Below are 15,785 nucleotides of genomic sequence, written 5' to 3'. Positions count from 1 at the left end.
TAACAGTACTAGGAAAAGCAAACGGCTGGGCGAAAATCAATTACCAAGGAAAAGAAGGGTATGTGTCGTTAGAGTTTATAACGATTGGTAAAGATTCCATAGATCCAACAAACCCAACAAACCCTGGACAGGTAACAGAAGAACGAGCCGTTGTAAATGCGTCTTTATTAAATGTGCGTAAAGATCCATCAACAGGTGCGGCAGCTGTCGGTCATTTGAAAAATGGAGAGACTGTTACGATCATAGGAAAAGAAAATGGTTGGGCAAAAATCCGTTTTAATGGCGGAGAGGGTTATGTTTCGTTACAGTTCTTAAAAGTTAAACAAGGTTCGTCTTCTTATGAAATTGTTACCTCATCACAAAAGGTTCAAAAACCAAATGAAGCGGAAGCAACACAAATTATGCAGAATATGAAAGAAGATGCTTACATTAAAAGTGACGGTAAAGTTGTAAATATGAAGCAAGGTTTCGTTCGTGCAAATGGTGTTATTAATATTTATGATATTACGACGGGTAAAAAGCTCACATATGTAAAGGGTGGAGCTGACCTGAAATTTGTAAAAGCTGTTGATGATCGTATTCATGTCCAAATTGATGGTATGACAGGTTATGTGAATATAAATGATGTTACATTACATCCGACAATGACTGGTGAGAAAACGTCGTATTATGCAACTAAAAATGGCAAGTTATATCATTATGTATACAATCCGGAAAATGGTAAACATGCAACGTATCAAATTGGTAATGCTCCGAAACATTTAAAAGAAGGAGAGCGTTACGAGGCTTTTGATAAGAAGCAAATTGGAGGACAAGATAGTTATCAATACTTTGAGTATATGCCACTTCGTGCAACATCTACTTATACAGGAGATGAAATTGATAATTTCTTACGTAAATCGAATGCAAAGAGTCCACTTATTGGATTAGGAAAATATTTTGTAAGTGCAGCAGAGAAATATAAGATGAATGCCGGTTACTTAGTGTCACATGCAATTTTAGAATCAGGATGGGGAACAAGTCGTATCGCGCAAGATAAGAAAAATTTATTTGGCTTTAGAGCGGTAGATTCAGATCCATATAATGGTGCAACTGGATTCAAAACATGGGAAGAAGGTATTGATTTTTGTGCGGCATATATAGATAAGCATTACTTAAATCCAAGTGGAAATACATATAATGGTGGAAACTTAGGAGATAAGGCACAAGGAATGAACGTCATGTATGCAAGTGATGAAAATTGGGGACAGCAAATTGCCTCGCTTATGTATAGAATTGATGCAATGAATGGAAGTAAAGATTTAAATAAATATCGACTTGGAACGTTAACAGCAGGTTCTCCGATATTCAAAAGTATGGCTGAAGGTCAGACTGGAATGACATCTCGCAACATTATGGTAGCCATTAAGAAAACAGTTAATACACCACAAGGATCGTATTATGAAATTGTTTCGGATAATAAAGAATACAACAGTGTCTACGTAAAAGCTGGATCTGTAAATCTTGTGAACTCTTATTAAAGGAAAACATCATCATTTCAATGCAGAAAAGTGAAGTTCATAATGTTAGAGGAAGTGACAGTGTGAAAAAATATATCGCATTTGATATTGGTGGTACACAGATTAAATATGGGATTATTTCAAAATCTGGGATATTACTAAATCACGAAACTACATTAACAGAGGCCCATTTAGGTGGGGAACAAATCGTTCAAAAGATTATTAGCTTGGCGGAGCAATTAATGAATGAACATGTTGTTTCTGGAATCGGTATTAGTACAGCCGGAATTGTAGATATTCATAGAGGAATCATAACTGGCGGCGTGGATCATATTCCACGCTATGCTGGTATTCCTATTATTGATAGATTACAAGCTGTATTAAAAGTTCCTATATCCATTGAAAATGATGTCAATTGTGCTTTGTTTGGAGAGATGTGGCAAGGTGTTGGAAGAAATGAAAATAATTGCATTATGCTTACCCTTGGAACGGGAATAGGGGGAGCTATTGGTATTAATAAAAAACTGTACAGAGGTCATTCATTTAGTGCTGGTGAATGGGGCAATATGTTGATCGAAGGGAAACAATTTGAAGAGGTTGCCTCGATTTCAGGGTTAATTTCTCTTGTGCGGAAGTATAAAGGTAGCGGGAATTGGAACGGTGAAAAAATTTTTGAATTATATGATCAGAAGGATAAAGAAGTTATACATGCCGTTCAAATATTCTTTAAACATTTAGCCATTGGAATTAGTAATCTTGCTTATATCTTCAATCCAAAAATAATTATTATTGGTGGAGGGATTACTAATAGAGGTAATCGATTTTTAGAAGAAGTAAAGGAAGAGGTACGAAAATATTTAAATCCTGAGATTTATAGTAATTGCGAAATTAAAATCGCACAAAATCGTAATCACGCAGGAATGATTGGTTCGATTTACCACTTCTTACATCAATATAAATAAATGATATAGGTGTTTTCATATAATTGAGAATTTATTCTTTTTCTCAATAGATAAATAATGCTACAATATAAGAGAAGAATACAATATTTTCCGATTAGGAAAATGCTTTGTAGAAAGGAAGAAACTTCATGCCTATTATTTTAGAAAAAGGACAAAAGATCGATTTAACGAAAGGACAACCGAGAGTAGCAAAACTACAGGTTGGCTTAGGCTGGGATCCAATTGGGCAATCAGGTGGGTTTCTGTCTTCATTATTTGGAAGTAAACCAAATGTAGATTGTGATGCATCAGTTGTTATGTTAGAAGGAGAGCGTTTTTTAAATAAAAATGATTTAGTTTACTTTGGAAACAAACTTTCTACTTGTGGTAGTATTATTCATTCAGGAGATAATTTAACAGGTGAAGGCGCTGGTGACGACGAAACAATTTTCGTAGAATTACATAAAGTTCCGAGCCGTATTAATCGTTTAGTATTCGTTGTAAATATTTATGACTGTGTAAATCGTCGTCAAGATTTTGGGATGATTCGTAATGCATATATTCGTATTCAAAACCCGCAAACAGGTGAAGAATTAGCACGTTATAACTTGTCAGATAACTATGCTGGCAAAACGACTCTAATTGCAGGAGAAATGTACCGACACGGAAGTGAGTGGAAGTTTTCAGCGGTTGGAGAAGGAACACAAGATAAAAATTTAAGTGAGATTGTATCACGTTATCAATAAAATAAACCGAGGAGGAATTGTATATGGCATCAATTTCATTGAAAAAGGGACAAAAGGTAGATTTAACAAAAACGAATCCAGGTCTTTCAAAAGTTCTTGTAGGACTTGGTTGGGATACGAATCGTTATGACGGACAAAACGATTTCGATTTAGATGTTAGTATTTTCTTAGTAGGTGCGAATGGTAAAGTTTCAGGCGCAGAGGATTTCGTCTTCTACAATAATCCAAAAGGTGCGAATGGTGCTGTAGAGCATTTAGGAGATAACCGCACAGGCGAAGGTGAAGGCGATGACGAATCAATTAAAGTAGATTTGAAAAATGTTCCTGCTCACATCGAACGTATTTGTTTCACAATTACAATTTATGATGGAGAAGGCCGTAGCCAAAACTTTGGACAAGTTTCTAACGCTTTCGTACGTATTCTAGATGAAGAGAAAAATGCAGAATTAATTCGTTACGATTTAGGAGAAGACTTCTCTATTGAAACAGCGGTAGTAGTGGGTGAATTATACCGTCATGCAGGTGAATGGAAGTTCAATGCAATTGGAAGTGGATTCCAAGGTGGATTAGGTTCTCTATGTAATAACTTTGGTTTAGATGTAGAGTAATAGATTTATATATCCATCGGTGAAACGCATGTTTACTGATGGATATATTTTTAAAGATTAAAATATAGAGGTGAATATAAATGGTTATTCAGTTACAAAAAGGACAGAAAATCGATTTAGGTAAGACAAGCCCTGGTTTAACAAAAGCGGTAATTGGTCTTGGGTGGGATATTAAATCTTATGATGGTGGATCTGATTTCGATTTAGATGCATCGGCATTTCTATTAGATGCGAACGGAAAATGTACGAAGGAAACTGATTTTATTTTCTATAACAATTTACAGTCTCCTTGTGAATCTGTTCTGCATACAGGAGATAACCGTACAGGTGAAGGTGAAGGCGATGATGAGCAACTTGTTGTCGATTTGAAGAAAGTTCCAGCAGATGTACATAAAATTGCAATCACAGTTACAATTTATGATGGTGAAGGCCGTAATCAAAACTTTGGACAAGTCGGAAACGCATTCGTTCGTTTAGCGAATGAGGAAACAAACGAAGAAGTTCTTCGTTTTGATTTAGGGGAAGATTTCTCCATTGAAACAGCAGTTGTCTTTTGTGAATTATACCGTCATAATGGACAGTGGAAGTTTAATGCAGTAGGAAGCGGTTTCCAAGGTGGATTAGGTGCGCTTGTAAGAGCGTATGGCTTGGATGCATAAGAAGGGAAACGACATTCGTTTCCTTTTTTTGACCTTTCTATAAATCTAGCAAAGAATAGGGGATAAAGGTAAGATGAGCATTTTGCAAGAGATCATTAATACGTATGCTCAGTTTTTCGACTTAGATATGTGGATTAAAGTGTTGCAAGATCCAGTATCTTGGGGATTAATTGGTACACTTGTTGTACTTGAAGGGTTACTATCTGCTGATAACGCACTTGTGTTAGCGGTAATGGTAAAACATCTTCCGGAAGAGAAACGTAAAAAAGCATTATTCTACGGACTTATTGGAGCTTATGTGTTCCGCTTTATTGCGATTGGAATTGGAATGTTCTTAATTAAATTATGGTGGGTAAAACTTCTTGGTGCGCTTTACCTTGCTTGGTTATCAGTGAAATACTTTATTGATAAGCGTAAAGGTGCAAGTGAAGAAGAGGAAGCTCATGGTATGAATCAAAATAGTATTCTCTTTAGAATGTTCGGTGTCTTCTGGGGAACGGTTGCGATGGTTGAATTAATGGATATCGCGTTCTCTGTAGATAGCGTACTTGCTGCATTTGGTGTATCAAATGAAGTTTGGATTTTACTATTAGGCGGAATGCTCGGTATTTTAATGATGCGTGGTATTGCTGGCGTATTTTTAAAATTGTTAGAGCGTATTCCAGAATTAGAAACAACAGCGTATATTTTAATTCTAATTATTGCAGCGAAAATGTTATTGTCTCTAATTGATATTCACATTAGTCATACACTGTTCTTTATTATTTTACTTGTAGCATTTGGAGCAACATTTATAATTCACTACATGAAGAATTCTGGACAGGCTAAAGAAGAAGTTGCAGCTACTAAAAATAATCATAAATAATTGAAATGGGTTTGCTCGTTATGCGAGCGCCCATTTTTTATAACTAAAAATAGTTTATAATAGAAGAGAGACTTTATAAAAACGTAAATGTTTTTGGAGGTGAACTGTTGTGTTTTCACGTTTTACACTTCAACCATGTGCATTAAAAGAAGAATCAGATTTAAAACAATTTGAAGCGCTTTTAGAAAAACGCCCACAATATGAACTGACAGAGAATGAAATGAAATTTAGTTATATAGCAACGCGTATTCTTGGTGTTCCTAATGATGTAGATGAATATTTCAATGATTTATTTGATTATAGTGAAGCAAAAGGGATTGAGGTTTTGCATGAACAAAATTTAAATAAGGTGATTGATTCCGAAAAACTGCGTCATATTCAAGAAGTTTTTGCATTACATCAAGAAGCACCAAATGGACTTACAGTAAATAGGCTTGTAGCTCATTTGTCTGGAAAGCAACTATTACCGCAAGTAGACAATCCTGATTTGCAACATTATATACATACGACGTTTATTTCTGTATTGAAATTGTATGAGAAACAACATAATCAATCTTTAAAGACAGAAGGATTCCGTCGTTTCTTAATCGATATGATTAAGCTAAGTGAGAATTATGTAACGAAGTGGTTTTCTACGATTAATTATAAGAAACAAATGCCGCGTATCATTTGGTATGGTGATGCACAGGAAAGTCGTATATATTTCTTATACTTTCTTATTATGCTCGGCTGTGATGTACTTTATTATCACCCGGAAGGAAAAGATGGCTTTGAGAATATCGATGAAGCGGGAAGAACTTTTGTTGTGTCTCATTCAAGCCGTATTTCTCTTGAACCATTTCCCGATCGTCGTCGCGAACGCGTCGCAACAGTAGCGTACCAAGCTTCAAAGGAAATTGAGCAAGTACTTCACCATGATAATTCACTACTGTATAAGCCGTGGCAATTCCGTTCGTATACACCTGTAGCACGTACATTAAAAACGACATATGATGAACTCTTTTTAATTACGAAAGAAAAGTCGTTTGTACGACCAACATTCTTTGTTGAAAATAAACACATTTATATCCCTTCTTTATTTGCAAAAATATTAGGCGTTTCAAAGAATGATAAAGAATATTTTCAACGATTAAAGGCAGTTACATCATTCGATAACAGTTTATTAATTAATACATTCCCGTTTACGAAAGAACAAAAAGCGAATTTCCAATATCATTACCGAGATGCATTGGACCGCGGAGGAAAGTTACACCCGGATTTAATTATGAATAGCCATTGGTGGCCACATAAGCGTTTACCGGAAGGTTTACAGCATGGTATTGCAGAGGCAATCATCCATACGTGTGAAAGTGAAATGTGTAAACCAGTTGGGAAAGAGACGAAACAAGAGGTAGCACTATATGTTTTCGCGCAGCTCTCTCAAATACCACCGAATATTTTAGAACAGCTTGAGAAATTTGATTATTCACAAGATGTACCGAAAATTGTTATATTTAATAATGAGAAGAGTGGAGAATTAACTCGTTCCGATGCTGTTTTACTACTATTTTTAAATCAAATTGGAGTAGATGTATTCCATTTCAATCCAACGGGGAGAAACGATATTGAACCGTATATTGAAGCAGGCGCATTTGATTCACATTGGCTTGAGGAAGTTAATTTTGATTTTGAGTTTCATGGTGCATCAGCCTATAAAAATTTATCACAAACAATAAAAGGACTATTTCGTCCATTTTTATAAGGAAAGGGAGAATACCATATGAATAACCCAGTCGTACTAGATTCAAAAACAGAATTAAATGAGCAAACCGCACAAGATGTCCGTTTACAACTTAGACAAGATGCGGAAGTACAACGTATTTATAATGCGGTAGATATTAAAGATCAGTTAGAATTAATCGAGCTTGGAAAAGAACCGTCTATGGAAATTTCACGTTTCGCTGATCAAATTTTACATACAATGTCTTTATCAAAAATAGAAGACTCTGGTGAATTATTAAAACAGCTTGGTAAAATTATGGACAGGTTTGATAGTAAAGATTTTGCGGAAGAGAAAAGTGGTTTCTTCTCACGTATGTTCAAAAAAGCAGATAAAATGATTGAACAAATCTTTAGTAAGTATCAGACAATGGGTCGCGAAATGGATAAAGTATACGTAGAAATTACGAAGTATCAAGATGAAATGAAAAAATCAATTGGTACGTTAGATGGCTTGTATGAGCAAAACTTAAAGTATTATTTAGATTTAGAAAAGTACGTAGTGGCAGGAGAAATGTTATTAGAGCGTTTAAATACAGAGTTAGTTCCGATGTATGAAGAGCGCGTACGTAATAATGATCAACTAGCAGGTATTGAATTAGAATCACTTAAAAACTCTGTTGAAATTTTAGAGCAACGTATTGATGATTTAGAAAAGGCACGTATGGTTGCTCTACTTACAGCACCACAAATTCGTATGATTCAACGTGGTAACAATAAATTAATCGGTAAGATTAATACAGCATTTATTACAACGATTCCTATCTTTAAAAATGGTATCATTCAAGCGGTAAATGCGAAACGTCAAAAGCTTGTTGCAGATTCTATGGCTGAACTTGATCGTCGTACAAATGAGTTACTGAAGAAAAATGCACAAAATATCGCAACTCAAAGTGTGGAAGTAGCGAGATTATCAGGTTCTTCTAGTATTAAGATGGAAACACTTGAAGAAACTTGGAACATTATTTCAAGAGGTATGCAAGAAACACAACAAATTGAAGAGCAAAATAAACGTGAGCGTGAAGAAAGTCGCAAGCGCATGGCTACACTAACAGAAAACATCAAAAAAGAATTACAAGGATAAAGTGAAACTTTAATCAGTGGGTTTTTGTTCATCCTCACTGATTGTTAACCTTCACCAATTGGGCGTTTATGGGCAGTTGATCTCCCACCTCAAGCTGAATTTTGAGGTGGGAGTTTTACTACCGGGAAAATAGTGGGATAAAGAAAAGGCAATGAGGAACAGTCCTCATTGCCTTTTAGTTTCTCTTAACTAATTTAATGATTTCATTCACAACGAGCGGAATGATACTTAACAAGAGAACAAATCCCCAATCGCGTAATGTTAATGCATGTACACCGAATATATTCGCTAGAGGAGGGATGGAGATGATACATACTTGCATAAGAACACCAATAAGAAGTGAGAAGACTAAGTATTTATTTGTAAATATCCCAATTGAGAAAATCGATTTCGTTCTTGAACGCAAGTTAAATGAATGAACGAGCTGAGAAAAACTAAGAACGACAAATGCCATCGTTTGAGCATGTAATAGAGCATCTTCATCAATTTGCTCTGGGAAAAGTGGAAATAAGTTTGTATCTCCAGCATAGAGTTTCGCCCCAACGATAAAGGCTGCTAACGTTAAAAATCCAATTATAACACCATTGAAAATAAGAAAAGGGACGCTCCCGCTAAATAGACTTTCTTTCGCACGTCGTGGTTTTTCTTTCATCACATCTGAATCTTCAGGATCAACACCGAGTGACAATGCAGGAAGTGTGTCGGTAATTAAATTAACCCACAAAATGTGGATTGGGCGTAATGGTGTCGCCCAGCCAAGTAAAATAGCTAAAAATAAAGCGATAATTTCTCCGAAGTTACAAGAGAGTAGGAAGAGAATCGATTTTTTTATGTTACGGTAAATATTTCTGCCTTCTTCAACGGCTTTAACGATAGATGAGAAGTTATCGTCTGTTAAAACGACATCTGCTGCGCCTTTTGCAACATCTGTCCCTGTAATGCCCATTGCTACGCCAACATCTGCTTGTTTTAAAGATGGAGCATCATTGACGCCATCACCAGTCATAGAAACGATATTTCCTTTCGCACGTAATGCTTTTACAATCTTCACTTTATGTTCTGGAGAGACCCTAGCGAATACATGTAAGTGATTAATTTTGTTTGTTAGTTCTGTATCTGAAATGTTATCTAGTTCAGTTCCAATCATAATTTCAGATTTTTCTTCAGCAATACCAAGTTCTTTAGCAATTGCAAAGGCGGTATCCTTATGATCACCAGTAATCATAACTGTACGAATACCAGCTTTTTTACACTCTGTAATGGAATCTTTTACTTCTGTGCGTGGTGGATCAATCATACCGACAAGACCGATAAAGATGAGATTTTCTTCGAGATGATTTATATCCACATCGTTCGCATTATATTGTTTAAATGCGAATGAAAGTACTCTTAAAGCTTCTTGAGACATTGCCCCGGCAGCTTCTAATATTTGATTTTTATCAGAATTTGTGAAGACCTCAACTTTGTCATTTATAAAGATATGGGTGCAGTGAGGTAAAAGTTTATCAATAGCACCTTTCGTCATACTATAGTAGCTTTCATCGTATGTATGCACTGTTGACATCATTTTACGATCAGAATCAAAAGGTAGCTCGTTAACACGTTCATGTTTATTTTCTAAATGATCTTTTTGCATGTTAAAAGTGCTTCCAGCAACGAGAAGAGCAATTTCAGTAGGGTCCCCAGTTTGGGATTCACTACTATAAGACGCATCATTACATAACACCATATTTTCTAACAATAGACGGTGTACATCATTATTTACATTCAAATTTTCTAACTGAGCGTATGTGTTATCACTATAAAAGTGAGTAACGGTCATTTTATTTTGCGTTAATGTACCTGTTTTATCTGAACAAATAATTGTGACAGACCCGAGAGCTTCAACAGCTGGTAGTTTACGAATGATAACGTTTTGTTTAATCATACGCTGCACGCCAATTGCAAGAACGATGGAAACGATAGCTGGTAGTCCTTCAGGAATAGCCGCTACAGCTAAACTAATTGCAGTCATAAACATTTCTAACGTATCGCGTCCTTGTAAAAAACCGATGAGAAACATAATAGCGCAAATGGCTACAGCGACAAAGCCTAAATATTTTCCTACTTGTGCTAAGCTTTTTTGAAGTGGTGTCATATCATCATCTGCTTCATGTAAAAGGGTAGCAATCTTACCAATTTGTGAGTTCATACCAGTTTCAACAGCAACACCAACGCCACGTCCGTATGTTACTAGCGTCGACATAAAGGCCATGTTTTTTTGATCGCCCAGTGGCACTTGTTCATCAGTTTGCATAGAAGGATGATAAAGTGCATCCTTATCAACAGGGACGGACTCACCAGTTAGAGCAGATTCTTCAACTTTTAAATTTGCTGTTTCGATAAGTCGTAAATCACATGGTATATAACGTCCAGCATCGAGCATGACGATATCACCTGGAACGACTTGTTCAGATGGAATTTCTTTTAGTTCGCCGTCTCGTTTTACGATAGCTTTAGGTGTTGCCATTTTTTTTAGTGCTTCCAAAGCTTGCTCAGCCTTTGACTCTTGGATGACACCAATAACTGCATTTAATATGACAACGAGCGCGATAATGCTTGCATCTGCCCATTCACCTACAAAGGCAGAAATAAGGGCAGCTATAAGAAGAACATATACGAGGACGTCATTAATTTGGGAAAAAATCCGCTGCCATAAAGTACGTTTTTGTTTTACTGTTAATTCATTTGAACCAAATTGTTTTAAGCGTTCATTTACACCGTCAGCGGTTAAACCACTTTGTTCATTTGTTTTAAGATCCGTTAATATTTGATCTTTCGTCTTACTGTACCATTTGCTCATAAGTAAGCACCTCCAGTAAAAACAGTTAGCAATGGTAGTGTTGCTATTATTTGTGAGTAGTATGTACGGAGAAAAAATCTATGATGAGCTTCTACTTCTATTGTACAATATTTTACAGTTGGTTGAGGGAAAGAGAAGAGTTGTCATGAATTTGTTGGAAATAAAAAAGAGCCTCATATAAGAGAGGCTTTTTACTTTTTAATTAATGTACCTAATTCTTCTGTAATAGCTTGCATTTCACTAATGCTGAATGTTTCACGTTTCATAACATGCTCATAGATGTCACGTAAGTCCTCGTACATTTCTTCGTTAAAACTAGCAGCTCTCATCGCTCCAGCATTAACCATACGTAATTTTTCTTTAATAGCTTCGACCATATATTCAACGTTTTCTTCTGACTTTACGGATAAATCCACCGAAGTGTCCCCCTTTAAAATAACATAAGGCTATCTTAACATTTTTTTATCATTTTCGTTAATGAATCTTTTCAATCCTATTAAATTAGTAGGGATTTCCTTTATATTTAATAATTGGTTGTTTATACTATAAGTATATATTAAGAAATGCACCAAGAAAGGAAGAAACAAAAATATGGTTCAAGTATTATTTGTTTGTCTTGGGAACATTTGCCGTTCTCCAATGGCAGAAGCGATTTTTCGAGATCTTGTCGTAAAAGAGGGACTTGAAGAGAAAATCGTCATTGATTCTGCAGGAACTGGAGATTGGCACATTGGTCATCCGCCACATAAAGGAACACAAAAAATTTTAAAAGAAAATGAAGTCGTTTTTGAAGGAATTAAAGCAAGGCAAGTAGAAAAAGAAGACTTAACAAAGTTTGATTATATTATTGCCATGGACAACAAGAATATAGCAGATTTAAAAAGTTTAGGTAAAACTGGAGGCTATATTGGTAGGCTGTCCGACTTTGTTCCAGACGGTGGCTGGACAGACGTTCCTGACCCTTACTATACAGGGAACTTTCAAGAAGTGTATGACCTTGTAACAGAAGGGTGTGCAAAGCTATTAGCTTTCATTCGAAATGAACAAGGAATATGAGGAAGCTTAGAAAGAAATACTTTCTAACATAAGAAATGAAAGGGTGAAGGAATATGGCAAAGAAAAATAATATTGCTCGAAACATTGCGCTTGGTGTAGCGGCAGGTGTAGCTGTATCCATGTTAAAGAAAGAAAATCGTGAAAAAGTAAAAAACACTGCTGAAAAAGCAAAAACAAAGATGATTGAAATTGGTGAAAATGCAAAGATCAAAGAAAAAGTGCAAACTGTTACAGATAAAGGACGCGAACTTGCTGATTTCAATGTAGTGAAAGCGAAAGTAGCAGAAATTAAAAAATTGACGCCGTCAGTTGTAGAGACGTTAAAAGAAACGAAAGAAATTTTTAGTAAGAAAAAAATTGAGCGAGAAGAAAAGCCAGAAACGATTGAAATTCAAGCTGTATCTCCAAAGGTAGATGAGCTTAAAGCAGAAGAAGAGCCAGTAGTTGCTGAAGATGGTGGTATGAAAGAAGCACGTGAATTATTTATGAAAGACTCACATGCAGAGGAAAAAAAAACTGAAGCGTACATTGAGTTAAAGCAAGATAAAGAAGAGAAGAAAAGCGTTTAAACATATATGAGAAAAATTTTAGAAAAGGTAAGAAGAAATCGCACTTATTCGTTCGGTAAAGATTTATACGATCGGACGATGCGTGATGATGTAGCGGGCTTGGCAGCACAGCTCGCTTATTTCTTCTTACTTGCTATTTTTCCTGGGCTTGTTTTCTTAATTACGCTTCTTGGATTTATTGACCTTCAAACAGAAAGTGTGCTCAATTTATTAGAACCGTACGTACCGGAAGATGCAATGTACTTAATTGAAGTAAACGTAGATAAAGTTGTAAATGAGCAAAATGGTGGTTTATTATCATTTGGTTTACTGTCGATGCTATGGTTTGCTTCAAATGGAGTGAATGCGGTTATGAATGCTTTTAACCGTGCGTATGATGTAACCGAAACACGTTCCTTTATTAAAACAAGAGCTTTATCAATTGTGTTTACATTAGCCATCATTTTTATGATTGTGTTTGCTCTAATTGTCCCAGTGTTCGGACAAGTGATTGGGGCAGCGGTATTTAAAGCAATTGGTTTATCGGATAGTTTTTCTTACGTATGGAGTATTACACGATTAGTAGCGAGTTTCTTCGTACTATTTGCCTTGTTTAGTTTTTTATATACATTTGCACCAGATCGAAAGTTAAAAAGAAGAGAAGTCATTACAGGAGCAATATTTGCTACTGTAGGATGGATTGTGGTATCGTACTCATTTGCTTATTATGTAGATAAGTTTGCGAATTACGCCAATACATATGGTGGTCTCGGTGGAATTATTATTTTAATGTTATGGTTTTACTTAACTGGATGGGTAATTTTACTTGGCGGTGAAATTAATGGTCTACTCCATCACTATAGAACGGATGACAATAATTCCCGTAATGAATAATGAGCTCTTGTTCCATAATAAAAAGGAACAGGGGGGATATTTCATGAGTAATAATAAAAAGAACCACAATAATAAAAACAACAATAAACAAAAGAGCAGTTCGCATCCGAAGCATAAAACAAGTAGTAGTGCGAATGGGCATAATAGCTACCATTAAAAAAAGCGGGTCCTCTATGAGGGACCCGTTTTTATTTGTTTCCTTTTAATAATCGTAACCCGTTTAAAATGACAAGAATTGTACTTCCCTCATGCCCAATAACACCAAATGGAAGAGCTAAAAATTGCAAGAAGTTTGAACAGATTAGCAATGCAATTACAGCTAGAGAAAATACTACATTTTGCTTTACAATACGGTTCATTCGTTTTGATAAACGAATGGCTTGGGAAAGTCGAGACAATTCGTTCTTCATAAGTACAACGTCTGCAGTTTCTAAAGCTACGTCTGTTCCTTCACCCATTGCAACACCAATGCTAGCAGTAGCGAGCGCAGGTGCATCATTTATACCATCTCCGACCATTGCTACTGTACCGTATTTTTCTTTTAACTTTTTAATCGTTTCAACTTTTGTTTCTGGTAAACAGGATGCATAATATTCTTTTATATTGCTTTCAGCAGCAATGGCTTTTGCGGTTTCTTCATTATCGCCAGTAATCATGATTGCTTCCACACCAATGCTTTGTAAATCGCGAATAGCAGCAATGGTTTCTTGGCGGAGTGTATCTTTTAAAGCGATAAGTCCAAGAATACCATCTTCATCACTTATATAAACGACAGTTTTACCTTCTTTTTCAAGGGAGGTAGAAATACCATTATGAAATGTCTTTGTTTCTTCCCCGATAAAATCAGCTTTACCAATTTTATAAGCTTTATTTTCTAATGTTCCTTTTAATCCAAAACCAGTTACATCTTCAACGTTTTCGGGTTTTTTTATCGAAATATCATAAGCATGTTTTGCATATTTAACAATTGCTTCGGCTAAAGGATGTGTAGAGTGACTTTCAATCGCTGCTGTAATAGAAAGTACTTCACTTTCTGCTATACCTTCTCGAACATATACATCTGTTACAGTAGGTCTTCCTTGTGTTAATGTTCCTGTTTTATCAAAGGCAATCGCCTTTACTGAAGCTAGACGTTCTAAATGAATGCCGCCTTTAAAGAGAATACCGTTTCTCGCTCCGTTAGAAATTGCAGATAAAGTTGCGGGTGTAATAGCTGCAACTAGTGCACAAGGAGAAGCGACTACAAGTAAAATCATAGCGCGATAAAATGTTTCATTCCAACTCCAATCCAGTAAGAAGTGAGGAACGAACATCATAAGCGCAACAACGAGTAGTACACCTTTTACGTATGTTCCTTCAAATTTTTCGATGAATAGTTGTGATGGTGATTTTTCACTTTGTGCACTTTGAACGAGACGAATAATCTTTTGGAATAATGTTTGATCGCTCGGCTTTGTAATTGTAATTTCAATAGCACCACGTAAATTCACAGTTCCAGCAAACACTTCATCGCCGAATTTTTTCTCATTCGGAATAGGTTCTCCTGTAATAGCAGCTTCATCAATATTTGTTTCACCATTATGAATTGTGCCATCAGCAGGAACACGTTCACCGGGTTTAATTAAAATAATGTCGTTAATTTGTAATTCTCCAACAGGAACACGTTCCTCGGTTCCATTTGAAATACGTAATGCTTCTTCAGGCTGTAAATCAAGAAGTGCTGAAATTTCTTTTTGACTTTTACTTAACGTATAAGATTCCATTGCACCACTTAGCGCAAAGATGAAGATTAAAATAGCACCCTCTGCCCAATAGCCAATCATGGCAGCGCCGATAGCAGCAAAGAGCATGAGCATTTCAACATTTAGCTCTTTCTCTTCAATTGTGTCTGCAATGCCTTCTTTCGCTTTTGCAAATCCTCCAATTACATAAGCGAGGATATAGAAAGTAATGCCTACACTTATCGCCTCATTTTTTGTGAATAACCAGCCAGCTAAAATGAAAATACCAGATAAGATTGCAAATATAAGTTCATAGTGCTTTTTTAGTGTTTGAATCCAAGATGGATTAGGTACGTTCTGTTTTGATGGTAATGTTTTTACTTCCGAGTTCATTATTACTCGCCCCTTTCAAATTCTTATTGAGAAAAAGAATCAAAATCGAAACCCCTATAAAACGACGAAAGCTGCCATCCGTAACGGATAGCAGCATTTCTGTTAAATCTGATTTTAATAGTTATTATGTTGTAATTATTCTATAGTATAGCATATGTTTTTGAGAGATGA

At 35.8% G+C, this 15,785-nt stretch carries 14 protein-coding genes; 11 read left to right on the top strand and 3 right to left on the bottom strand.

Features of this window, described 5'->3' with window-relative positions:
• The 8 genes from JDS95_RS24105 to JDS95_RS24070 form a co-directional block, all read left to right on the top strand.
• Positions 1-1,520: SH3 domain-containing protein (locus JDS95_RS24105; protein ID WP_242474186.1), on the top strand; the 1,520-nt coding region annotated here is incomplete at its 5' end.
• Positions 1,521-1,582: 62 nt separating this feature from the next.
• Complete coding sequence (locus JDS95_RS24100) at positions 1,583-2,461, top strand: ROK family protein (protein ID WP_000759852.1); 879 nt, start codon at positions 1,583-1,585, stop codon at positions 2,459-2,461.
• 128 nt (positions 2,462-2,589) lie between these two features.
• The gene (locus tag JDS95_RS24095; protein ID WP_001121599.1) at positions 2,590-3,186 is read left to right on the top strand and encodes a TerD family protein; all 597 of its coding nucleotides are present in this window, start codon (positions 2,590-2,592) and stop codon (positions 3,184-3,186) included.
• Between the two features lie 23 nt (positions 3,187-3,209).
• Positions 3,210-3,794: a TerD family protein gene (locus tag JDS95_RS24090; protein ID WP_000146728.1), complete on the top strand. Its 585-nt coding sequence runs from the start codon at positions 3,210-3,212 to the stop codon at positions 3,792-3,794.
• Positions 3,795-3,874: 80 nt separating this feature from the next.
• Positions 3,875-4,453, top strand: coding sequence for a TerD family protein (locus JDS95_RS24085; RefSeq protein WP_000236645.1), 579 nt, complete (start codon positions 3,875-3,877; stop codon positions 4,451-4,453).
• Positions 4,454-4,526: 73 nt separating this feature from the next.
• Entirely contained in the window at positions 4,527-5,318 is a 792-nt protein-coding gene (locus JDS95_RS24080) for a TerC family protein (RefSeq protein WP_000025680.1), read from the top strand.
• Between the two features lie 109 nt (positions 5,319-5,427).
• On the top strand, positions 5,428-7,059 hold the full coding sequence (locus tag JDS95_RS24075; protein WP_000492833.1) for a YceG family protein: 1,632 nt from the start codon (positions 5,428-5,430) through the stop codon (positions 7,057-7,059).
• A gap of 18 nt (positions 7,060-7,077) precedes the next feature.
• Entirely contained in the window at positions 7,078-8,160 is a 1,083-nt protein-coding gene (locus JDS95_RS24070; protein WP_001064417.1) for a toxic anion resistance protein, read from the top strand.
• Positions 8,161-8,335: 175 nt separating this feature from the next.
• Here the strand turns inward: JDS95_RS24070 and JDS95_RS24065 are convergent, their stop codons facing one another.
• Entirely contained in the window at positions 8,336-11,002 is a 2,667-nt protein-coding gene (locus JDS95_RS24065) for a cation-translocating P-type ATPase (protein WP_199690821.1), read from the bottom strand.
• A gap of 191 nt (positions 11,003-11,193) precedes the next feature.
• Positions 11,194-11,418 (bottom strand): DUF1128 domain-containing protein, encoded by a 225-nt coding sequence (locus tag JDS95_RS24060; protein ID WP_000366197.1) that lies wholly within the window; start codon positions 11,416-11,418, stop codon positions 11,194-11,196.
• A 175-nt stretch (positions 11,419-11,593) separates the two neighbouring features.
• On the opposite strand from JDS95_RS24060, the gene JDS95_RS24055 reads away from it, so the two are divergent.
• From JDS95_RS24055 to JDS95_RS24045, 3 genes are read left to right on the top strand one after another with little or no spacing between them, the layout of a single operon-like run.
• Positions 11,594-12,058 carry a low molecular weight protein-tyrosine-phosphatase gene (locus JDS95_RS24055; protein WP_000250904.1) on the top strand — a complete coding sequence of 155 codons (465 nt, stop codon included), beginning with the start codon at positions 11,594-11,596 and terminating at the stop codon, positions 12,056-12,058.
• A 53-nt stretch (positions 12,059-12,111) separates the two neighbouring features.
• A complete protein-coding gene (locus JDS95_RS24050) occupies positions 12,112-12,627 on the top strand; it encodes a DUF4075 domain-containing protein (protein ID WP_001085404.1) in 516 nt (171 codons plus the stop codon).
• 6 nt (positions 12,628-12,633) lie between these two features.
• Positions 12,634-13,500: a YihY/virulence factor BrkB family protein gene (locus tag JDS95_RS24045; protein WP_001226535.1), complete on the top strand. Its 867-nt coding sequence runs from the start codon at positions 12,634-12,636 to the stop codon at positions 13,498-13,500.
• A gap of 188 nt (positions 13,501-13,688) precedes the next feature.
• Here the strand turns inward: JDS95_RS24045 and JDS95_RS24040 are convergent, their stop codons facing one another.
• Positions 13,689-15,614 (bottom strand): heavy metal translocating P-type ATPase, encoded by a 1,926-nt coding sequence (locus tag JDS95_RS24040; RefSeq protein ID WP_199690820.1) that lies wholly within the window; start codon positions 15,612-15,614, stop codon positions 13,689-13,691.
• Positions 15,615-15,785 lie beyond the last annotated feature (171 nt).

Source organism: Bacillus cereus group sp. N24, assembly GCF_016483345.1.
In the GTDB taxonomy this organism is placed as follows: Bacteria; Bacillota; Bacilli; order Bacillales; family Bacillaceae_G; genus Bacillus_A; species Bacillus_A toyonensis.
Note: the sequence above shows the minus strand (reverse complement) of the source record. Positions and strands in the feature narration are given on the sequence as shown.

What these genes read in the sequence shown, in the direction of transcription:
- JDS95_RS24055 (WP_000250904.1), top strand. Translation starts at nt 11,594, where the DNA reads ATGGTTCAAGTATTATTTGTTTGTCTTGGGAACATTTGCCGTTCTCCA.
- JDS95_RS24040 (WP_199690820.1), bottom strand. Translation starts at nt 15,614, where the DNA reads ATGAACTCGGAAGTAAAAACATTACCATCAAAACAGAACGTACCTAAT.
- JDS95_RS24085 (WP_000236645.1), top strand. Translation starts at nt 3,875, where the DNA reads ATGGTTATTCAGTTACAAAAAGGACAGAAAATCGATTTAGGTAAGACA.
- JDS95_RS24050 (WP_001085404.1), top strand. Translation starts at nt 12,112, where the DNA reads ATGGCAAAGAAAAATAATATTGCTCGAAACATTGCGCTTGGTGTAGCG.
- JDS95_RS24095 (WP_001121599.1), top strand. Translation starts at nt 2,590, where the DNA reads ATGCCTATTATTTTAGAAAAAGGACAAAAGATCGATTTAACGAAAGGA.
- JDS95_RS24065 (WP_199690821.1), bottom strand. Translation starts at nt 11,002, where the DNA reads ATGAGCAAATGGTACAGTAAGACGAAAGATCAAATATTAACGGATCTT.
- JDS95_RS24045 (WP_001226535.1), top strand. Translation starts at nt 12,634, where the DNA reads ATGAGAAAAATTTTAGAAAAGGTAAGAAGAAATCGCACTTATTCGTTC.
- JDS95_RS24080 (WP_000025680.1), top strand. Translation starts at nt 4,527, where the DNA reads ATGAGCATTTTGCAAGAGATCATTAATACGTATGCTCAGTTTTTCGAC.
- JDS95_RS24070 (WP_001064417.1), top strand. Translation starts at nt 7,078, where the DNA reads ATGAATAACCCAGTCGTACTAGATTCAAAAACAGAATTAAATGAGCAA.
- JDS95_RS24090 (WP_000146728.1), top strand. Translation starts at nt 3,210, where the DNA reads ATGGCATCAATTTCATTGAAAAAGGGACAAAAGGTAGATTTAACAAAA.